The 19,294-nt window shown below is 68.0% G+C and carries 18 protein-coding genes and 1 pseudogene; 11 read left to right on the top strand and 8 right to left on the bottom strand.

The window, feature by feature from the left end:
- Positions 1-2 precede the first annotated feature (2 nt).
- Entirely contained in the window at positions 3-770 is a 768-nt protein-coding gene (locus ACQ86A_RS08075) for a gamma-glutamyl-gamma-aminobutyrate hydrolase family protein (RefSeq protein ID WP_431280032.1), read from the bottom strand.
- A 193-nt stretch (positions 771-963) separates the two neighbouring features.
- On the opposite strand from ACQ86A_RS08075, the gene ACQ86A_RS08070 reads away from it, so the two are divergent.
- The 7 genes and pseudogenes from ACQ86A_RS08070 (at position 964) to ACQ86A_RS08040 (ending at position 8,246) form a co-directional block, all read left to right on the top strand.
- Complete coding sequence (locus tag ACQ86A_RS08070) at positions 964-3,018, top strand: TPM domain-containing protein (protein WP_431280031.1); 2,055 nt, start codon at positions 964-966, stop codon at positions 3,016-3,018.
- Between the two features lie 33 nt (positions 3,019-3,051).
- Positions 3,052-3,828, top strand: a complete 777-nt coding sequence (locus tag ACQ86A_RS08065; protein WP_431280030.1) for a PspA/IM30 family protein — start codon at positions 3,052-3,054, stop codon at positions 3,826-3,828.
- Positions 3,825-4,745 (top strand): arginase family protein, encoded by a 921-nt coding sequence (locus ACQ86A_RS08060; protein WP_431280029.1) that lies wholly within the window; start codon positions 3,825-3,827, stop codon positions 4,743-4,745. The genes ACQ86A_RS08065 and ACQ86A_RS08060 overlap by 4 nt, the downstream gene beginning before the upstream one ends.
- Before the next feature lie 22 nt (positions 4,746-4,767).
- Positions 4,768-5,552, top strand: a pseudogene (locus ACQ86A_RS08055) (crotonase/enoyl-CoA hydratase family protein).
- A gap of 20 nt (positions 5,553-5,572) precedes the next feature.
- A complete protein-coding gene (locus ACQ86A_RS08050; RefSeq protein ID WP_431280028.1) occupies positions 5,573-7,018 on the top strand; it encodes a dihydrolipoyl dehydrogenase family protein in 1,446 nt (481 codons plus the stop codon).
- Positions 7,019-7,020: 2 nt separating this feature from the next.
- Entirely contained in the window at positions 7,021-7,386 is a 366-nt protein-coding gene (locus ACQ86A_RS08045; protein ID WP_431280027.1) for a Fe-S oxidoreductase, read from the top strand.
- Positions 7,383-8,246, top strand: coding sequence for an SDR family NAD(P)-dependent oxidoreductase (locus ACQ86A_RS08040; RefSeq protein WP_431280026.1), 864 nt, complete (start codon positions 7,383-7,385; stop codon positions 8,244-8,246). The genes ACQ86A_RS08045 and ACQ86A_RS08040 overlap by 4 nt, the downstream gene beginning before the upstream one ends.
- On the opposite strand, the gene ACQ86A_RS08035 is transcribed toward ACQ86A_RS08040, so the two are convergent.
- A complete protein-coding gene (locus tag ACQ86A_RS08035) occupies positions 8,243-8,689 on the bottom strand; it encodes an SIP domain-containing protein (RefSeq protein ID WP_431280025.1) in 447 nt (148 codons plus the stop codon). The two genes, ACQ86A_RS08040 and ACQ86A_RS08035, sit on opposite strands and share 4 nt — an antisense overlap.
- Before the next feature lie 106 nt (positions 8,690-8,795).
- Here ACQ86A_RS08035 and ACQ86A_RS08030 point away from each other — a divergent pair, with 106 nt between their 5' ends.
- The gene (locus ACQ86A_RS08030; RefSeq protein WP_431280024.1) at positions 8,796-9,863 is read left to right on the top strand and encodes an ATP-dependent DNA ligase; all 1,068 of its coding nucleotides are present in this window, start codon (positions 8,796-8,798) and stop codon (positions 9,861-9,863) included.
- 6 nt (positions 9,864-9,869) lie between these two features.
- Here the strand turns inward: ACQ86A_RS08030 and ligD are convergent, their stop codons facing one another.
- Positions 9,870-10,889, bottom strand: coding sequence for a non-homologous end-joining DNA ligase (gene ligD, locus ACQ86A_RS08025; protein ID WP_431280023.1), 1,020 nt, complete (start codon positions 10,887-10,889; stop codon positions 9,870-9,872).
- Between the two features lie 108 nt (positions 10,890-10,997).
- On the opposite strand from ligD, the gene ACQ86A_RS08020 reads away from it, so the two are divergent.
- Positions 10,998-11,717 (top strand): endonuclease/exonuclease/phosphatase family protein, encoded by a 720-nt coding sequence (locus ACQ86A_RS08020; RefSeq protein WP_431280022.1) that lies wholly within the window; start codon positions 10,998-11,000, stop codon positions 11,715-11,717.
- On the opposite strand, the gene ACQ86A_RS08015 is transcribed toward ACQ86A_RS08020, so the two are convergent.
- Positions 11,673-12,179, bottom strand: a complete 507-nt coding sequence (locus ACQ86A_RS08015; RefSeq protein WP_431280021.1) for a hypothetical protein — start codon at positions 12,177-12,179, stop codon at positions 11,673-11,675. The two genes, ACQ86A_RS08020 and ACQ86A_RS08015, sit on opposite strands and share 45 nt — an antisense overlap.
- Positions 12,180-12,306: 127 nt before the next feature.
- Between ACQ86A_RS08015 and ACQ86A_RS08010 the strand changes: the two genes are divergently transcribed.
- Entirely contained in the window at positions 12,307-13,773 is a 1,467-nt protein-coding gene (locus tag ACQ86A_RS08010; protein ID WP_431280020.1) for a lipase maturation factor family protein, read from the top strand.
- On the opposite strand, the gene ACQ86A_RS08005 is transcribed toward ACQ86A_RS08010, so the two are convergent.
- Both ACQ86A_RS08005 and ACQ86A_RS08000 read right to left on the bottom strand, forming a co-directional pair.
- Positions 13,767-14,390 carry a hypothetical protein gene (locus tag ACQ86A_RS08005; RefSeq protein ID WP_431280019.1) on the bottom strand — a complete coding sequence of 208 codons (624 nt, stop codon included), beginning with the start codon at positions 14,388-14,390 and terminating at the stop codon, positions 13,767-13,769. The genes ACQ86A_RS08010 and ACQ86A_RS08005 overlap by 7 nt on opposite strands.
- Positions 14,356-14,514, bottom strand: coding sequence for a hypothetical protein (locus ACQ86A_RS08000; protein WP_431280018.1), 159 nt, complete (start codon positions 14,512-14,514; stop codon positions 14,356-14,358). The genes ACQ86A_RS08005 and ACQ86A_RS08000 overlap by 35 nt, the downstream gene beginning before the upstream one ends.
- On the opposite strand from ACQ86A_RS08000, the gene ACQ86A_RS07995 reads away from it, so the two are divergent.
- The gene (locus tag ACQ86A_RS07995; protein ID WP_431280017.1) at positions 14,513-14,815 is read left to right on the top strand and encodes a DUF1905 domain-containing protein; all 303 of its coding nucleotides are present in this window, start codon (positions 14,513-14,515) and stop codon (positions 14,813-14,815) included. The two genes, ACQ86A_RS08000 and ACQ86A_RS07995, sit on opposite strands and share 2 nt — an antisense overlap.
- A gap of 30 nt (positions 14,816-14,845) precedes the next feature.
- On the opposite strand, the gene mfd is transcribed toward ACQ86A_RS07995, so the two are convergent.
- A complete protein-coding gene (gene mfd / locus ACQ86A_RS07990; RefSeq protein WP_431280016.1) occupies positions 14,846-18,472 on the bottom strand; it encodes a transcription-repair coupling factor in 3,627 nt (1,208 codons plus the stop codon).
- A 54-nt stretch (positions 18,473-18,526) separates the two neighbouring features.
- Entirely contained in the window at positions 18,527-19,231 is a 705-nt protein-coding gene (locus tag ACQ86A_RS07985; RefSeq protein ID WP_431280015.1) for an alpha/beta fold hydrolase, read from the bottom strand.
- Positions 19,232-19,294 lie beyond the last annotated feature (63 nt).

Below are 19,294 nucleotides of genomic sequence, written 5' to 3'. Positions count from 1 at the left end.
GCCTAGGCGGCGACGGTCTCTCGTGCGCTCACACGATCGAGCGCGGAGAGGAGCAGAGAGAGCTGTCCAGCAGGCGCACCCGGGTCTTCGGGATGCCACTGCACACCCAGCACGGGAGCACTCTCGTGTTCGAGCGCCTCGACATGACCGTCCGCGGAGCGACCGGTCACCACGAGTCCGGAGCCGAGGGCATCGACCGCCTGATGGTGCGCGCTCTGCACGTCGACGGTCTCGCTCTGCAGCAGGTCCGCGACGAGGCTGCCAGCTGTGAGCTGCACCGGATGCGACGCCATGATGTCCCGGATCGGCACGCCGTGGTTCTTGTGCTCGCTGCCGTCGCCGAGATGCTGGATGAGGGTTCCGCCGAGCGCGACATTGATGATCTGGAGTCCGCGGCAGATCCCGAGCAGCGGGATCCCGCGCTCGATCGCGCTGAGCACCAGGGCGACCTGCGCCGCATCGGCGTGCTCGAGGTGTCGGCTCTCGCCCTCGTATCCCGCGGCAGCGCCGTAGAAGCGGGGCGCGATGTCCTCGCCGCCCATGATGAGCACGGCGTCCGCGCGCTCTGTACGGGCGAGGAGCGCATCCTGACCCTCGTCGGCGGCGAGACGGACGACGTTCCAGCCCTGGCGCTCGGCCTCGGCGATTGCGCCGCCGACCAGCAACTGCACGTACGCGTGGTACTCGGGGTCATGTGAACGGAAGCGAGTGGCCTCGACGACGGCGAGGGTGCGGGGCCGGTACGCGGTCTCAGGGCGCAGGATGCTCATCCGGGTCCCCTCTCCGCTTGCGTGCCGTCGCCCCATTCTGAGCGAGTCGTCTGCTAAGTCGCATCCCGGGCGTAACAGGGTGACACACACCGAGAGCGGGCGCGGCTCTCAGCCGGTTCCCAGAGTGTGGCGCGGCGGAACGCGCCGCCAATAGACTCGGGAGCGGTACCACTGAGCTCGAGAGAGTGAGTCGATGGGCGTCAAAACAGTGCTGGGCGGGGTTCTTCTGGCGATCGGTCTCGTCGTCGGGCCCGCATCCGGAGCACTCGCCGCTGACCCCGTGGACCTCGGCAGCGGGCACGTCGTCGACCAGGCGGGCGTCGTCAGTTCGGGTGACGAGAACACCATCGAGACCGCTGCCGCGCAGCTGTACAAGGACCACAACATCGACCTGTACGTCGTCTACGTCGACCGCTTCACGAATCCTGCGGATGCTGCCGACTGGGCCAACGAGACGGCGTCGCGCAACAACCTCGGTCCGACCGACTACCTTCTCGCCGTGGCGACGGATGGGCGCGCGTACTACCTGTCCGGCGACTCCGCCGGACCGGTCAGCGACGAACAGCTCGCGCAGATCGAGTCGAACGACATCGAGCCCAAGCTGAAGGCCGGCGACTGGTCAGGAGCGGCCGTGGCGGCGGCGAACGGGCTGGGCGACGCGGTCGGCGGCGGAGGCGGCGGGTCGGGATTCTTCTGGTTCTTCCTCATCGCGATCCTCGTCGTCGGACTCATCATCTTCTTCGTCGTCCGGAACAGGGCGAAGAAGAAGGTCGGAGCGGGCGCGGCCGAGCCGGGCGGACAGACACAGGCTCCGCCGCAGGACGAGCTGCACGCGATGCCGCTCAAAGACCTCGAGCGCCGCGCGGGCTCGGCACTCGTGCAGACCGACGACGCCATCCGGACGAGCGAGGAAGAACTCGGCTTCGCCACCGCACAGTATGGCGCGGAGTCCGTCGTGCCGTTCCAAGCCGCCCTCGACGCCGCCAAGGCCCAACTCAGCGACGCCTTCAAGCTCAAGCAAAAGCTCGACGATGCCGAGCCCGACTCCGAACAGCAGACACGCGACTGGAACGTGCAGATCGTGCAGCTGACGACCTCGGCCAACGATGCGTTGGACAAGCAGGCGGATGCGTTCGACGATCTGCGCTCGCTCGAGAAGCGCATCCCTCAGGCCAGTACCGAGATCCAGGCGGCGGCCGGCGAACAGCAGTCCCGGATCGCCGCATCCACCGCCGCTCTCGCTGCCCTCGCCGAGCGGTATTCGGATGCGTCACTCGCCACGGTGCACGACAACATCGCCCAGGCCACCGATCGGCTGAACTTCGTGACCACGGCGTTGACCGGCGCGAAGCAGAAGAGCGACGCGGGAGACGCGAGCGCGGCGGCCATCGGAGTTCGCGCCGCCGAGGAATCGGTGGACCAGGCCAAGCTTCTCCTCGACGCTGTAGACAGGCTCGGCGCAGACCTGGCGAAGACCCAGCAGACGATCGACGCGACCATCGCCGAACTCGATCGGGACGTCGCCGAGGCGCGCGCTCTCGCGGCCGCCGACGACCCTCAGGGCAGCATCGCCGGCATCGTCGCCGCAACCGACGAGACGCTCGGCGACGTCAAGAGCAAGATCGCCGCCGGCAAGATCAACCCGCTCGAGATCGCCCAACGCCTCGAAGCCGCCAACCAGAGCATCGACGGGGTTCTCCAGGGTGTTCGGGATGCGCGCCAACAGACCCAGCGCGCCCAAGCATCCCTCGACCAGACCCTGCTCTCCGCGAAGAGTCGTGTCTCTGCCGGCGAGGACTTCATCACTGCCCGCCGAGGAGCCGTCGGACCCGAGGCGCGAACGCGTCTCGCCGAGGCTGGGCGGCTGGTCGTTCAGGCCGAGTCGACCGCGGCTGCCGATCCTGTCACGGCACTCACGCAGGCGCAGCGCGCCGACCAGCTCGCTCAGGAGGCCATCCAGCTCGCCCAGCAGGATGTCGGCGGGTTCCAGCCCGACTCGGGCGGGCTCGGTGGCATGTTCGGTGGCGGAACGAGCGGCGGAGGCGGCGGTGGAAACGGCGCCATGGGCGCGATCCTCGGCGGCATCCTGATCAACTCGGTTCTGGGCGGCGGGGGCGGCGGAGGCGGCGGACTCTTCGGCGGTGGAGGCGGCGGCGGTCGCGGCGGGAGCCGTGGCGGCGGCGGGTTCAGCCCGGGAAGCTTCGGCGGGGGCGGCACTCGCTCCCGTCGCGGAGGTGGCAGGTTCTAAGGCCTCGTGGGGGCCCCAGCGAAAGGAAGCACAATGGCAAAACAGTCGATTTTCGGCCGGATCTCTCAGCTGATGAAGGCGAACGTCAACGCACTCATCGACCAGGCTGAAGACCCGGAGAAGATGCTCGACCAGATGGTCCGCGACTTCACCAACAACATCGCCGACGCCGAGAGCGCCATCGCCGAGACGATCGGCAACCTGCGGCTGCTCGAGGACGACCACCGCGAAGACGTCGAGGCCGCGGCCGAGTGGGGCCAGAAGGCGCTCGCCGCCAGCAAGCAGGCGGACGTGTACCGGTCGGGCGGCGACACCGCCAACGCCGACAAGTTCGACAACCTGGCCAAGGTCGCGCTGCAGCGCCAGATCTCGTCGGAGAACGAGGCCAAGACGGCCGAGCCGCAGATCGCCTCGCAGACCGAGGTCGTCGACAAGCTGAAGTCCGGCCTGAACGGCATGAAGGGCAAGCTCGAGCAGCTGAAGACCAAGCGGTCGGAGCTCATCGCGCGGGCCAAGAGCGCCCAGGCGCAGCAGCAGGTGATGGATGCGGTCAAGAGCGTCGACATCCTCGACCCCACCAGCGAGGTCGGCCGGTTCGAAGACAAGATCAAGCGCGAAGAGGCGAAGGTCCGCGGCGCGTCCGAGCTCGCGGCCTCGAGCCTCGACGCCCAGTTCAATCAACTGGACGACCTCGGCGAGATGACCGAGGTGGAGGCACGGCTCGCAGCGCTCAAGACGGGCGGCGCTCCGGCACAGCCGGCCGTCACGGCCGATGCGACGCCGTCGGCGCCGTACACGCCGGGCTCTTGAGCGGAGCGGCCTTCCTCGTCGTCCCGCAGTGGCAGGGCTCGGGATCCTCTCGCGCGATGCGTCTGATCGACGGCGCCGAGGCGATCCGGGGCGACCTGCCGTCTGCGGTGACGACCGTCGTGACCGTGCCCGCCTCGGCGGGGGACTCGCTCGGCACGGGCGTGCACCGGTTCTCTTCGCTCGTGAGCATCCGGGAGGCCGTCACGGCCGAACTGATGGTGCTGGAATCCCCGGTCGTCACGATCGGCGGGGACTGCGGGGCCGACCTCGCCAGCGTGCAGCACGCGGTGGCCACTCGGGAACCGGGGTCGGTGGCGCTGGTCTGGTTCGATGCGCACGGCGACCTCAACACGGCGGAGTCGTCGCCATCCGGATCCTTCCACGGCATGGTCGTGCGGGCACTGCTCGGCCAAGGTCCGGAAGGGCTCACGTCGACGGGTGCGTCTCTGCTCGGGACCGACAAGCTCGTGCTCGCGGGCACGCGCGCGCTCGACGAGGGCGAAGAGGCGTTCGTCGCCGAAACCGGTCTCAGGATGCTGTCCGCCGAGTCTCTCTCGAATCCCGAGGAGCTCGTGGATGCGGTCGCAGCCACCGGGGCGACCGCGGTCTACCTGCACATCGACCTCGACGTTCTCGATCCCGCGACGATCAGTGGGATCGGTTATCCGGAGCCGTTCGGCGTGCAGCCCGAGGAGCTGGCCGACGCCATCCGCGCACTTCGCGGGCGCTTCGAGCTGGCCGGAGCCGCGATCACCGAGTTCGCTCCCGAATCGCCAGAGGCCGCCGAGCACGACCTCCCGGTGATCCTGCGTATCCTCGGGGCGCTCACGGCGCCGCTGAACGTGAGTGGGAACGGCAGGCATCTCTCCACCGATGAGCGCTCCGCCGATGAGCGCTCCGCCGACGACGCACTGTGAGCGTCGAGGTACGTTGGGACACATGACCGAACCCAAGATCCTCACCGAGCGGCGTGGGCACATCCTGCTGATCGCGTTCAACCGTCCCGAGAAGCGCAACGCAGCAGACTACGACTTGCTCAGCCAGCTGACCACGGCATACGGGGAACTCGAACGCGATCCCGAGCTGCGGGTCGGTCTCGTCTACGCGGTCGGGGATCATTTCACCGCGGGGCTCGATCTCGCCGATCTCGGACCGCGCATCGGAGCCGACGGTCTCAGCTTCACCGTAGAAGGCGGCATCGACCCGTGGCAGGTGTCCGGGCAGCAGCTCACCAAGCCCGTCGTCGTCGCTGTGCACGGCACCTGCCTGACACTCGGAATCGAGCTGATGCTCGCGTCCGAGATCACCGTCGCCGCTCGCTCCACCACCTTCGGCCAGATCGAGGTGACCCGCGGGATCCTGCCGTTCGGCGGCGCGACGCTGCGGTTCCCCCGCGCAGTCGGGTGGGGAAACGCGATGCGCTGGATCCTCACGGGCGACACGTTCGACAGCGCCGAGGCGTATCGGATGGGGCTGGTGCAAGAAGTCGTCGAAGACGGTGAGCAGTTCGACCGCGCACTCGCCATTGCCGAGCGAGTCGCCGCGCAAGCGCCGCTCGCCGTTCAGGCTGCGCTCTCCAACGCCAAACGGGCGATCCGCGAGGGGATGCCGCGGCCGAGTCGGAGCTGCAGCCGACACTCGTGCGACTGGTCGCCAGCGAAGATGCCGCTATCGGCATGCAAGCTTTCCTCACTCGCACCGAAGCCGAATTCGTCGGCCGCTGAACCGCCGAGACGGGGAGAACATGATCACCGAGTACGACGTCATCGTGATCGGAGCCGGCGCCGTCGGAGAGAACGTGGCAGACCGGGCCAGGCTGGGCGGCATGACCTCCGTCATCATCGAGTCCGAACTGGTCGGTGGCGAGTGCTCGTACTGGGCCTGCATGCCGTCGAAGGCACTGCTGCGCAGCGGGGCCCTGTTGCGCGAGGCGCAGCGCGTGGGCGGGTCGCGTGAGGCCGTCACCGGGATGCTCGACGTCGCGGCGGTGCTCAAGCGTCGCAACCACATGGCGCACGACTGGAAGGACGACGGGCAGGTCGACTGGTTGTCCGGGGCGAACATCGATCTGGTCCGAGGACGTGGTGTCATCACCGCGCCGCGGGAGGTGACCGTCACCGCAGAGGACGGCACAGTGACGGTGCTGACCGCGCGGCACGCGGTCGCGGTCACGAGCGGCTCGGCCTCGCTGCTTCCCGACATCCCCGGCCTCCGCGAGAGCGAGCCCTGGACGAGCCGGGACGCGACAAGTGCGCAGCACGTGCCGGCTTCCCTCGCCATCCTTGGCGGAGGTGTCACGGCCGTCGAGATGGCGACGGCGTACGCGGGGTTCGGCACCCGGGTCGACCTGATCACCCGGCACGGCTTACTCACCACGAGCGAACCCTTCGCGGGCGAGATGGTCGCCGACTCGCTCCGTGAGCTCGGCGCGACGCTGCATCTCGACACAACCGTGACCGCGGTGGAGCGGACCGATGAGAACGGGTTCCGCGTCGACCTCGACGACGGCACCACCGTGCGAGCCGCTGAGTTTCTCGTGGCAACCGGGCGCATCCCGAACACCGTTGGAATCGGTCTGGACGCGTTCGGTCTCGAAGAAGGCGCGTGGCTCGACGTCGACGACACCATGCGCGTGCTCGCCAGCGACGGCGAGCCGGTCGACGGAGGCTGGCTCTACGGCGTCGGCGACGTCAACAACCGGGCCCTGCTGACCCATCAGGGCAAGTATCAGGCTCGGGCCGCAGGCGATGCGATCGCTGCGCGAGCGAAAGGCAAGACCGTGCACATGGAACCGTGGGGGAAGTACGTCGCCACGGCCGACCATCGGGCCGTCCCCCAGGTGGTGTTCACCGATCCGGAAGTGGCGACCATCGGACTCACCTCGGCCGAGGCCGACAGAGCCGGGTACCGCATCAGCATCGTCGACTACCCGATCGGCAGCGTCGCCGGTGCGAGCATCGCGGCCGACAACTACACCGGCCATGCACGGATGGTCGTCGATGAGGAGCGGCAGGTCGTCCTCGGTGTGACCTTCGTCGGGCAGGACGTCGGCGAACTGCTGCATTCGGCCACGGTCGCCGTCGTCGGCGAAGTGCCGCTCGCGCGGCTCTGGCACGCCGTGCCGTCTTACCCGACCGTCAGCGAGGTCTGGCTGCGATTGCTCGAAGCATACGGTCGGCCGGAGGAGTAGGGATGCGCCCCCTCAAGACACTGTTCCTCGACTCGCCGATCAGCTGGCTCGGCTACCTGTACGCCACGGCGGTCGGGCTCGCCTGGGGCTTCCTCTGGAGCACCGGGCGGGTCGAGCGTCGCCAAGGACTGTTCGTGTTCCGTGGAATGCCGCAGCGCACGTTCGGGCGTGGCGGGTCGTGCGTCGGCGGGTGTTATCTCACCGAGCAGAACGTCAGCGATGACGTGCTCGAACACGAGGCTGTGCACAAGCGCCAGTGGCAGCGCTACGGGATGCTCTTCCCGTTTCTTTACCTGCTGGCGGGGCGCGACCCGCTCAAGAACCGATATGAGATCGAGGCGGGCCTCGAGAAAGGTGGATACCTGTGAGCGCACCGACCGGGAGCCGTCGCACGATCATCCTCACCGGAGCGAGTTCGGGCATCGGCGTGGTCGCGGCGCAACAGCTGGCCGCGCAGGGCAACGAACTCGCCGTCGTCGGCCGCAATCCGGAGCGCACCCGCGCCGTCGCCCAGCGCATCGGGGCGACGCCGTTCCTCGCTGACTACGAGCGGCTCGACGACGTGCGGTCGCTCGCCGACGCGCTCCTCGGTCGCTACGACCGCATCGACGTACTCGCGAACAACGCGGGCGGTCTGTACTCCAAGCGGGAGCTGACCGTCGACGGACATGAGCGCACCATTCAGGCGAACCACCTCGCCCCGTTCCTGCTGACTAATCTGCTCCTGCCCCGACTGCAAGCCACGGCCGAGCTGGGACATCCGGTGCGCGTCGTCTCCACCGCGAGCCTCGCCAACCTGTTCGGGCACGTGCGACTCGACGACCTCGACTTCACCGAGCGGCCGTGGCTGGGCGGCTGGCGGGCGTACGGCACCGCCAAGCTGGTCACGATCCTGTTCATCCGAGAACTGGCCGAACGCCTGACCGGCACGGGCATCGACGCGTTCTCCTTCCATCCGGGAACCATCGCCACGAACTTCGGGATGTCGTCCCCGCTAATCCGGTTCGGCTCGGCTGTGACCCGTGGCGGCTACGGCATCAGCGTCGAACAGGGCGCGGCGCCGCTGATCGCGCTGACCGCGGAGTCACCTGTAGGCGCCCCGAGCGGAACATACTTCGACCAGCTCAAGGCGAACGGCCGCGTGCGGCAGCAGGCGAACGACGCCCAGCTGGGCCGCGATCTGTGGGCACTGACCGCCGAGCTCACCGGGGTCAGCGCAACGGTCTAGCGGTACGAAGCGACAGTGACGGCGGACGGCTCCATGCCGACCTCGGCCGTCAGGTGCTCCTGCACCTCGGACACGAGCGCGAATCCGCCGAGCACGATGGCGCGGGTCTCGCCCGGGCCGTCGCAGAGCATCTCCGCTGTCCAGGCCCGCACCGCACGGGTCGCGGCCTCGCCGCGGGCGCAGCGCTCGCCGCTGCCGGGGCGTCCACTCCGGTGCGAGCGCGCCAGCCAGGTGACCGTCATCCGCATCGGCGTCGACAGAGCCACGACATCCTCGGGATGCTCGACCTCGACGAAGACCCGCCCTCGGGCGCACAGCGGCAGGAGCGCGAGCTCGGCTTCCAGCTCCGCAAGCGACGACTCATCGGCGACGACGAGGAACTGCACACGGTCGTCGTGGTGGGCGGTGGTCGCGGTGTGGCTCGCGTGATCGGGTCGATACATCTCGCTTCGAGTATAGGGCAGGCTTACCTAACCCCAGCCGGTTCGAAGGGGATGCTCAGCGGAGCCAAGACTTCCCCGGGACGCCGCCGGAGGGCATGATCGAACCATGAACCCCACCTCGGACTCCCCCGTCGCGCCGATGCTGGCCAAAGCCGTTCCGACCGTCCCCGAAGCGGACTCCGTCGAGGGCGGCCTCAGCTACGAGCCCAAGTGGGACGGCTTCCGTGCGATCGTCTACGCCGAGGGGTCAGGGGACGACATCGAGCGGGTCGAGATCGGCAGCCGCGGGTCCAAGATGCTGACGCGATACTTTCCCGAGCTGGTCGAAGCCTTCAAACAGATCCTCCCCGGCCCGTGCGTGCTCGACGGCGAGATCGTCGTGCCGACCGGCGAACCGGGCAAGCAGCGCCTCGATTGGGAGGCGTTGTCGCAGCGGATCCACCCCGCCGCCAGCCGCGTCGACCTCCTCTCGAAGGAGACGCCCGCAACCTTCGTCGCCTTCGATCTGCTCTCCCTCCGCGGCGAATCGCTGCTCGACCGCCCGTTCGCCGAACGCCGGGCCGCCCTCGAAGACTTCGCCGGAGCATTGCCCGCCCCGATCGAGCTCACCCGCACGACGACCGACGTCGACCTCGCCCGCAAGTGGTTGAAAGAGTTCGAGGGTGCGGGGCTCGACGGGGTCGTCGCCAAGCCGTTCGCGGCGCCGTACTCCCCGAACAAGCGCACGATGCTGAAGATCAAGCACCACCGCACCGCCGACGTCGTCGTGCTCGGATATCGCGTCCACGCCAGCGGGCGGGGCGTCGGATCGCTGCTCGTCGGGCTCTACGACTCGGAGGGTGTGCTCCGGAACGTCGGCGGTGTCTCGGCTTTCAGCGACGTGCGCCGCCTCGAACTCGTCGATGAACTCGATCCGCTCGTCGTCCGCGACGACAGCGGCAACGCGGCCAAAGGCGAGACCGACCGCAGTCGATTCTCGTCAGGCAAAGACGTCTCGTTCATCCGGCTGAGACCCGAGCGGGTTCTCGAGGTGCGCTACGACCAGATGGAGGGGATGCGGTTCCGCCACACCGCGCAGTTCGAGCGTTGGCGCCCCGACCGCGACCCCGCATCCTGCACCTTCGAACAGCTCGAACGCCCGGTCGCGTACGACCTGGCCGATGTGCTGAGCTGAGCCGCCTCAGTCCTTCTTCGCGCGGCTCGGCTGCACGCGCGGGGGCTCGCCGGGCATCTTCGGATAGTCGGGTGGGAAGGGCAGTTCGCCGAGCCCGGCATCGAGGTCACACTGCCACCAGCCGAGCAGCTGGTCGATCGTGCCCGGCTTCTCGCCGAAGTGTTCCCACGGATCTCCCACGGTCGCCAGCCGATCGGGCACGGTGAGAATCGTGAAGTCCCGCGGGTTGACCGTCTCGAGCTCGTCCCAGGTGACGGGTGTGGCGACCGGAGCGTGCGCGAGGGCGCGCGGGCTGTATGCGCCGGCCATCGTGCGGTCACGGTTGGCCTGGTTGAAGTCGACGAAGATGCGTTCGCCGCGCTCTTCCTTCCACCAGTTCGTCGTGACCTTGTCGGGCATGCGCCGTTCGAGTTCACGGGCGGCCGCGATCACGGCGTGACGCACATCCTGGAACTCGTGAGTCGGCTCGATCGGCGCGAACACGTGGAGCCCGCGGTTGCCGGAGGTCTTGATGAACGCGTCGAGCCCCGCCTCGGCGAGCACCTTGCGCAACTCGATCGCCGCGGGAACGGCGTCGGAGAAATCCGTCCCCGGCTGCGGGTCGAGATCGATACGCAGCTGGTCGGGGTTGTCCGAGTTCTCGGCGCGCGACGCCCACGGATGGAACACGATCGTGTTCATCTGCGCTCCCCACACTGCTGCAGCCGGCTCGTCGATGACGAGTTGGGGATGCGATCGTGCACTCGGGTAGACCACGGGCACCGCCCGCACGTAGTCAGGAGCACCGCGGGGAGGGTTCTTCGAGAAGAAGACCTCGCCCCCGACTCCCTCCGGGAAACGTTCGAGAGAGACCGGCCTGTCGCCGTTCGCCCGGACGAACGCGTCGCCGACGGCGACCAGATAGTTCGCCAGATCGAGCTTGGTGATGCCGAGCTCGGGCCACAGAACCCGGCTGGGACTGGAGATGCGAACCTCGCGATCGCCGTTCGGACCGGGGACGGTGATGACAACTGCTTCGCTCGCCATGCCACCACCGTACTCGCCGGGAACGGGCCGTGTCTCGCCGATGACTCTCTTGTGAATTGCGTGTGCGAACCGCTCGTTCTCCGTTTCGTGTGAAGATTCTGGTGAAGAATGTTGTCGCATCCCTCCCGACCGGGATGTGCGAGAAGAGGGATTCAACTGCGAATCGTCAGCTACAACTTGCGAAAACACGCTGCCGGTCACGAATTGGCCGACATCGCGGCGGCGCACGACGTCGACGTTCTCTGTTTGCAGGAGTGCGATGCCGAGGCCCTTCCGCAGCGCCTTCACCATCTCGTGCTCGCCGACGCGACCAAGGCCAACCGTCTCGGCCTGGCCATCTACGTGCGGGAGAGCCGTTACGACATCCTCGGTACCGAGGTGTTCGCGGTGCAGAAATCGGTTCACGACCGAGTGCTCGCTCCCGCTCACGAGCGCCTTCTCGCGGCACATCTGCACGATCGAGAGAAGGACGAGGATGTGCTGGTCGGCTCCTTCCACGCCGCGCCGCTCACCGCATCCAACTCCCTGCGCCGCAAGCAGATCGCGGCTGCACATGTCGGGATGCGCTCCCTCGCCGACGACATCCCCGCCGTCATGGTCGGCGATTTCAACTACCCCTGGTTCATTCGCGGGCTGGAACGGCGCCTGACGACCACGGGCTACGCGCTGATGCGCAGCACCGAGCCGACCTACCTCCGCTACAAGTTCTTCACGGGGTATTTCGACTTCGTGACCTCGACCGGTTTTGAGATCAGCCAGGTGGACGTGCTCCCCGCCGGGGCGTCAGACCACCGCGCGATCAGCCTCGACGCTCACCTCGCCGCCTGATCGGTCGGGCTGGTCCGAACGCTCGGCAGCCTCGGCGGCACCAGCACCAGCACCAGCACCGGCGCCAGCACCTTCGGCGAGCGCCAGCGAGGTCTGGAAACTCACCCGATCCCCCGGCTCCGGATCGATCACACCCAGTGCCACGAGTCGCGACCTGATCCCGCCCACCCGGCGCCCGGCCGCGGCCGCGATGTCCTTGAACGACTCGCCGCGCTTGTACGCCTCGACCACGGCCTCCTCGCTTTCGCGATCCCAGCGTCGGTACGCATTCGGATGCTCCTGACGCAGTCGTGACCCCATTCCGCCCGCGGCGACCTGGATGCTCTGCACTTGACCGAGCGGATAGCGGGCGATCGCCTCTTCAGCCTCAGGACGCCAGCAGAACAACGCCTCCTCGTCGATCGTCACCAGCGATGCGTCGACGTCCGCGAATCCGTCGCCGACCAATGAGATGCGTAACATTGCACCGATTCCCCTCCGTGAAATATTGAATTCTCCCACCGTAGCCGCGGGGATCCGGACGGGCCAGGGCTCGAACGCGCGAGCCTCGGCGGCGTATGGTGGGCGCATCTCAGGGCGGTGATGCGAGATGGACGTCTTCGGCTGGCTGGCGGCAACCGACTACAGCGTGGCGCGCGAGGTGCTGCAGCGCGGGATCGCCGCCCTCTATCTGATCGCCTTCATCAGCGCGGTGAACCAGTTCCCGGCGCTGCTCGGCGAACACGGGCTTCTCCCCGTCCCACGCTTTCTCCGCCTGGCTTACGCGCGTCGACAGCCGACCCTGTTCCGCTGGCGCTACTCGGACCGGCTGCTGCGCGCGGTGGCGTGGACCGGCGCGGCACTCTCCGCCCTGGTCGTCGCCGGCATCCCTCAGTTCGCGCCTTCGTGGGCGCTGCTCCTGGTATTTCTCGTCGTCTGGGGCCTCTACCTCTCGATCGTGAACGTCGGCCAGACGTTCTACTCGTTCGGCTGGGAGAGCTTGCTGCTTGAGGCCGGGTTCACCGTGGGCTTTCTCGGCTCGCACGACACCGCGGCGCCGATCACGATCATCCTGCTGCTGCGCTGGCTCGTGTTCCGGCTGGAGTTCGGGGCCGGGATGATCAAGATGCGCGGCGACCGGTCCTGGCGCGACCTGACCGCCCTCTACTACCACCACGAGACCCAGCCGATGCCGAACCCGCTGAGTCGAACGGCGCACCTGCTGCCGAAGTGGTGGCATCGGGTCGAGGTGCTCGGAAACCACTTCGCCCAGCTCGTCGTGCCCTGGTTCCTGTTCGCTCCGCAGCCGGTGGCGAGCTGTGCCGCGGCGATCGTGATCCTCACGCAGCTCTGGCTGGTCGCAACAGGCAACTTCGCTTGGCTGAACGTGATCACGATCGTGCTGGCGTTCTCCGCGGTCAGCGACACGGTGCTGTCCACGGTCTTCGGCGCGCTTCCCGTCGGCACTGTCGGCGACATCGGAGCCGGCAGCGTGCCGGCGTGGTTCGCCGTGGTCGCGCTCGCGGCGAGCATCCTGCTCATCGTGCTCAGTTGGCGACCGCTCGCGAACCTGTTCTCGCGTCATCAGCTGATGAACGCCAGCTTCAACCGCTGGCACCTCGTCAACGCATACGGCGCCTTCGGGAGTGTGACGAAGGAGCGCTACGAGATCATCGTCGAGGGCACGATCGAGGACGCGGGATCGAGCGCGGCGGTTTGGCGAGAATACGAATTCAAGGGCAAACCGGGCGATGCGAGAAGGCTGCCACCGCAGGTCGCGCCGTACCATCTTCGGCTCGATTGGCTGATGTGGTTCCTCGCGCTGGGCTCTCGGGACACACGCTGGTTCGAGGTGTTCCTGCTACGCCTGCTCGAGGCCGACGCGCCGACGCTGCGTCTCATCCGGAGGGCTCCGTTCGGGCGCGATAAGCCGACTGCCGTGCGGGCGCGCACCTTCCTCTATCGGTACTCCACACGCGCGGAGAAGCGCGAGACCGGGATGCGCTGGATCCGCGTGGAGGTGGGAACCCTGGTCGCACCGGTCGCCCTCCCCGAGCGACACGAGCGGCCTCAGTAGCCGCCGCGTTCTTCCTCGAGCCTGGCGAGGTCGCGCTGGATGAGGAGCCGCAGCCGGGCGGGACGCTCAGCCTCGTAGTTCGCTTTGAGCGCCTCGGCGCCCGAGAACGCGTAGAGAGATGCTTCGATCGCCGCTCCGACCTCGCCCCAGGCCTCGACCCGGGCGCGCTCGACGATGGCGAGCAGCTCCTCCTCCGAGGCCGCGCGCTCGCGCAGAGCCGCACCGAGAACCGTCGCGGCCTCCTCGCGGCGCCGAAGATTGTCGACGTCGACGTCGCGATAGTCGTGGGGATGAACGGCATCACCGCCGAGACCCTCGACGTCTTCGCGAGCCACGGCCACACGGATGGCAGCCTGGTCCTGTTCGTCGGCTAGCTCGCGCAGCGTCTCGGCAGCGGCACCCGTGTGCCGGCTGGGATCGAAGGCGTTCCCCAGCTGGATCGTGTCGACGACGATGTGGTTCTTCACCGCCATGCGGGTGGCGTAGTCCGCGAGCATCATGCCTTCTTCGACGGACTGGTCGAGGCTCGGCGGGGCGAGCTCCACGAGGGCGTTCTCGTCGAACGGACGCATCACGGCCTTGTCAGCCCGCTTGCGAAACCAGTTCGGCCAGCGCATCCGTCTCCTCGGGTCCGGGCGACCAGACGTCGTCGCCCTGCTCGACCCATTCTTTCAGGTGGCCGGGCGATCGGTCGGCACGACGGCTGACGCGGGAGCGCGATCTGCGGCAGAGTGAGGTCATGGCAGGAATCCGATACGAGTTCGAGGCCGACCTGTGGCGCTGGGAAGCGCGGCGCGACCTGTGGGTGTTCGCACGCCTGCCGCTCGACATCTCCCAGGAGATCCACGACCAGCCGCATCCCCCAGCCGGATTCGGGTCGGTGAAAGTGGTGGCCACCCTCGGAAGCTCGCGCTGGTCGACCTCGATCTTCCCCGAGTCGGCCGACGGCGCATACACGCTCGCGATCAAGGGCTCGGTGCGAAAGAAGGAGGGCGTCGGGCTCGGGGATGTGGTCAGGATCGGAATCGAGACGCTGCTCTAGGCACCGACGGGTCGGCATGCGCGGCCCGGCTCAGGCGGACGCCTCGGCCTCGAGTTCGGCAGGCTCGGGCGCCGGGAAGATCGCGCCGAGCAGCGACGCCACCCAGCCGATGAGGTCCGAATCGTCCGGCGCCTCACCGTTCACGCGCGGCAGCGGCACGGTGACAACCTTGGGCGCGGCGTGGTACTTGGAGCCTGGGTACATTCGCTGCAACCGCACCTGCACCGAGTCCGGCAGGATCGCGGGCGCGAACCGAAGGTTCGAGCCCATCGCCACGACCTCGCCGAGGCCCGCGCGCTGGGCGGCCAGGCGCAGTCGCGACACCGCGATGAGGTTCAAGACCGGAACGGGCGGTTCGCCGTAACGGTCGGTGAGCTCCTCCAGCACCGCGTCGATCTGACCGGTCTTCGCGTTCGGCGAGCTGGCGGTCGAGAGCTTCTGATAGGCCTCGAGGCGCAGCCGCTCGCTGTCGACGTACTCCTCGGGGATGTGCGCATCCACCGGCAGCTCGAGCCTCAGCTCGGTCTGCCCCTCGGCGACCTCGCCGCGGAACGTGCTCACGGCCTCGCCGATCATCCGCAGGTAGAGGTCGAACCCGACGCCCGCGATGTGACCGGACTGCTCGCCGCCCAGGAGGTTTCCCGCACCGCGGATCTCCAGGTCTTTGAGTGCCACCTGCATCCCGCTGCCGAGATCGTTGTTCGCCGCGATGGTGGAGAGGCGGTCGTGGGCGGTCTCGCTGAGCGGCTTGTTCTCATCCCAGAGGAAGTACGCGTACGCGCGCTCGCGGCCACGGCCGACACGACCGCGCAGCTGGTGCAGCTGGCTGAGCCCGTACTTGTCAGCTCGGTCGATGATGATCGTGTTCGCGTTGGCGATGTCGAGTCCGGTCTCGATGATGGTCGTCGAGACCAGTACGTCGAACTTGCGCTCCCAGAAGTCGACGACGACCTGCTCCAGCGCCGTCTCGTTCATCTTGCCGTGGGCGACGCCGATGCGCGCCTCCGGAACCAGTTCCGCCAGCTTGGCGGCGACGCCCGAGATGCTGCCGACGCGGTTGTGCACGAAGAAGATCTGACCCTCGCGCAGCAGCTCGCGGCGGATCGCCGCGGCGACCTGCTTCTCCGAGTACGGTCCCACGAAGGTGAGGATCGGGTGTCGTTCCTCGGGCGGGGTGGCGAGCGTGGACATCTCGCGGATGCCGGTGACTGCCATCTCCAGGGTCCGCGGGATGGGCGTCGCGCTCATCGCGAGGATGTCGACGTTGGTCTTCAACTTCTTGAGCGCATCCTTGTGCTCGACACCGAAGCGCTGCTCCTCGTCGATGATCACGAGCCCGAGGTCTTTGAGCACGATGCCGTCGGCGAGCAGGCGGTGCGTGCCGATGACCACGTCGACCGTGCCGTCGGCCATCCCGCTGATCGTCTCGCGCGCCTCTTTGTCGGTCTGGAAGCGGCTGAGCGCCCGCAGGTGGATCGGGAAGCCGGCGAAGCGCTCCTGGAACGTCTCGAAGTGCTGCTTGACCAGCAGAGTCGTCGGCACGAGCATGACGACCTGTTTTCCGTCTTGCACGGCCTTGAACGCGGCGCGCACCGCGATCTCGGTCTTGCCGAACCCGACATCGCCAGAGATAAGACGGTCCATCGGGATGGGCCGCTCCATGTCGGCCTTCACCTCGTCGATGGTCTGCAACTGGTCGGGGGTCTCCGCGAACGGGAACGCCTCTTCGAGTTCACGCTGCCACGGGGTGTCCGGTCCGAACGCGTGGCCCTTGCTCGCCATGCGCGCCGAGTACAGCTTGACAAGTTCGACGGCGATGTCGCGCACGGCCTTGCGAGCGCGGCCCTTGGCCGCCGACCAGTCGCTACCGCCCATTTTGCTGAGCGCAGGAGCCTCGCCCCCGACGTAACGAGTCAGCAGGTCGAGCTGGTCGGTCGGCACGAAGAGCTTGTCACCCGGATACCCGCGCTTCGACGGCGCGTACTCCAGCACGAGGTACTCGCGCTTCGACTTGACCGGGTTGCGTCCACCGCTCGAGACCTCGCGCTGGGTGAGCTCGACGAACTTGCCGATGCCGTGGGTCTGGTGCACGACGTGGTCGCCGGGCTTCAGCTGCATCGGGTCGACCACGTTCTTGCGACGAGTGGCCAGCTTCTTGACCTGACGCGAGTCGTAGCCGATCGTGCGACCGTAGAACTCGCTCTCGCTGAGCAGCGCGAGCTTGGTCTCCTCCAGCTCGAAGCCGTGCTCGACGGTTGCCTTCAGGATGTACGCGATGCCGGGTTCAGGATCGGCCGGGTACTCCTCGACCAACCGTCCGGGCAGTTCGGCTTCGCCCAGCACATCCACTGTGCGCTCCGCGAGCCCGGCTCCCTCCGTGACGATCGCGACCCTCCAGCCGTCGCGCAGCCGTGCCGCGACGTGCTCGATCGCGCCCGACACGTTGCCCTGGAAGCTGGGGACCGCCTCGGCAGCGACCCGTACCTGCAGGAGCTCCTCGATCTCGCGGTGCTCCGGAAGGATCTCGTCGGCCCGGAACCCGGTCATGGTCCACCAAGGGTGGTCAGGTGCCTTCTGCCCGGGAGCACTGAACTTGGCGGAGTCCTTCAGCTGCTGCAGGGTGAGGAAGTCGCCCGCGGCGAGGTCGATCGGTGCGGCGGCCCCGACCGTCGCAGCACTCCAGGCCGCCGTCAGAAACTCGCGGTTGGTCTCCGCCAGACTCACCGCGCGGCTGGCCACGCGCTCGGGTGAGAGCACCGCCACCGCGGCGCCGTCTGGCAGGTAGTGCGTGAGCGGCACGAGGCGGTCGACCAGGGCGGGCGCCAGCGATTCCATGCCTTCGACCGGGATGCCCTCGCCGATCTTGGCGAGCATCTGCGAGAGGCTCGGGAACTCGTGCTCCATCTCGCGGGCACGCTGACGCACCGACTCGCTGAGCAGCAGCTCACGGCTCGGCGGCAGCGTGACCGAAGGGATCGGGTCGGGCAGGGACCGCTGATCGGCCACGGAGAACGCGCGGATCTGGTCCACTTCGTCGCCGAAGAAGTCGACGCGATACGGATGCTCTGCCGTCGGCGGGAACACGTCGAGGATGCCGCCGCGCACGGCGAACTCACCGCGGCGAGTGACCATGTCGACGCGGCCGTACGCGAGGTCGACCAGTTCCGCGGCAAGCCGGCCGAGGTCGAACCCGCGGCCGCCCGCGGCCAGTTCGACCGCTTGGTAGTCGATGAGGTTGTCGGCCAGCGGCTGCAGAGCCGCACGCACAGAAGCGACGACGATGATCGGATGCGACCGCTCGCCCGCATCCCAAGCGGCAAGCCGGCGCAGCGCGAGGAGGCGTTTGCCCACGATCTCGGCACTCGGGCTGAGACGCTCGTGCGGCAGAGTCTCCCAGGCAGGGAACTCGATGACCTCGGCGTTCGGCACCACCGCACCAAGTGCGCCGCGGATCGACTCGGATTCACGGCCGGTCGCGGTGATGACGAGCAACGCCTGCGACGCATCCGCCTCGGCCCGCTTCTTCAGCAGCCCGGCGATGAGCGGCGCTCTCAATCCGTCGGTCAGGGAGAAGTCGGCGTCGCGAGACGCGGACGCCAGGGCGTCATCGAACGTGGAGGCGCGCGAAAGCGCTGCGATCAAGCCCTGCAGTATCACTCGCCCAAGTCTACGGTCCCCCGCCGACACTGCACCGGGATCAGGGTAAAAGGGTCAGATCCAGCCGTCGAGCGCGGTCATGAAGCCCGGAAAGTCGTCGCGGTTCACGGTGTGGCCGCTGCCGCGCACGATGCGCACCTCGAAGCCGGCCTCTTCGAGCCGGTCGGCCAGAGCGGGCTTCACGAGCTGCGATTTGTCGGCCAGCACGACCAGTGACGGCACGTGCATCTGCTCAGGAGCGCGCAAGGACCCCGGGGTGATCAGCACAGGGATGACCGCGGGATCGAACGCCTTGAAGGTCTCGACCTCGATCGCCACATCGGCCGGATCCCAGCGCGGGTTCCGCTTGGCGATGCGGGCGGCCGAGGCGCGGGTGAGGTTGCGCAGGAAAGCCGGGGCAAGCATCCGCTGCCACCGGGTGAGCGCGGGCCCCGAGAAGGCGGGGTCGACGTAGATCGCGCGCTGCGGGCGGAGGCGCTCGACGGCGAGGCTGACGGTGAGGCCGCCGAGTGAGTGACCCAGGACGAGCTCGGGATGCGCGGGGACGGTGTCGACCACATCCTGAGCGAACAATTCAGCCGTATACGACTCCGCGCGAGGACTGTGCCCGTGGCCGCGAAGGTCGACGGCGACCACGTGGTAGCCACGCTCGGCAAGGGCGGGACCGACCGTGCGCCAGTTGCGCGAATCGGACATCGCTCCGTGGACCAGCACCGCACGACGGTCGCCGCTCCCCCACTCGCGTGTGAACAACTCCATGCTGGGAACAGTACTGCCGTCCTGCTGTGTACCGGCCGGGGATACGCGGTGATGGCCTCGCGG

Source organism: Leifsonia poae (assembly GCF_050632195.1).
GTDB classification, from domain to species: Bacteria; Actinomycetota; Actinomycetes; order Actinomycetales; family Microbacteriaceae; genus Leifsonia; species Leifsonia poae_C.
This window is presented reverse-complemented; position numbering and strand designations above follow the sequence as displayed.

Bases quoted from the DNA above. Each gene is read 5' to 3' on its own strand.
- ACQ86A_RS08035 (WP_431280025.1), bottom strand. From the start codon at position 8,689: ATGTATCGACCCGATCACGCGAGCCACACCGCGACCACCGCCCACCAC.
- ACQ86A_RS07985 (WP_431280015.1), bottom strand. From the start codon at position 19,231: ATGGAGTTGTTCACACGCGAGTGGGGGAGCGGCGACCGTCGTGCGGTG.
- ACQ86A_RS08015 (WP_431280021.1), bottom strand. From the start codon at position 12,179: ATGTTACGCATCTCATTGGTCGGCGACGGATTCGCGGACGTCGACGCA.
- ACQ86A_RS08020 (WP_431280022.1), top strand. From the start codon at position 10,998: ATGTTGTCGCATCCCTCCCGACCGGGATGTGCGAGAAGAGGGATTCAA.
- ACQ86A_RS07995 (WP_431280017.1), top strand. From the start codon at position 14,513: ATGGCAGGAATCCGATACGAGTTCGAGGCCGACCTGTGGCGCTGGGAA.
- ACQ86A_RS08070 (WP_431280031.1), top strand. From the start codon at position 964: ATGGGCGTCAAAACAGTGCTGGGCGGGGTTCTTCTGGCGATCGGTCTC.
- ACQ86A_RS08045 (WP_431280027.1), top strand. From the start codon at position 7,021: ATGCGCCCCCTCAAGACACTGTTCCTCGACTCGCCGATCAGCTGGCTC.
- ACQ86A_RS08005 (WP_431280019.1), bottom strand. From the start codon at position 14,390: ATGCGCTGGCCGAACTGGTTTCGCAAGCGGGCTGACAAGGCCGTGATG.
- ligD (WP_431280023.1), bottom strand. From the start codon at position 10,889: ATGGCGAGCGAAGCAGTTGTCATCACCGTCCCCGGTCCGAACGGCGAT.
- ACQ86A_RS08000 (WP_431280018.1), bottom strand. From the start codon at position 14,514: ATGACCTCACTCTGCCGCAGATCGCGCTCCCGCGTCAGCCGTCGTGCC.
- ACQ86A_RS08010 (WP_431280020.1), top strand. From the start codon at position 12,307: ATGGACGTCTTCGGCTGGCTGGCGGCAACCGACTACAGCGTGGCGCGC.
- ACQ86A_RS08075 (WP_431280032.1), bottom strand. From the start codon at position 770: ATGAGCATCCTGCGCCCTGAGACCGCGTACCGGCCCCGCACCCTCGCC.
- ACQ86A_RS08050 (WP_431280028.1), top strand. From the start codon at position 5,573: ATGATCACCGAGTACGACGTCATCGTGATCGGAGCCGGCGCCGTCGGA.
- ACQ86A_RS08065 (WP_431280030.1), top strand. From the start codon at position 3,052: ATGGCAAAACAGTCGATTTTCGGCCGGATCTCTCAGCTGATGAAGGCG.
- ACQ86A_RS08030 (WP_431280024.1), top strand. From the start codon at position 8,796: ATGAACCCCACCTCGGACTCCCCCGTCGCGCCGATGCTGGCCAAAGCC.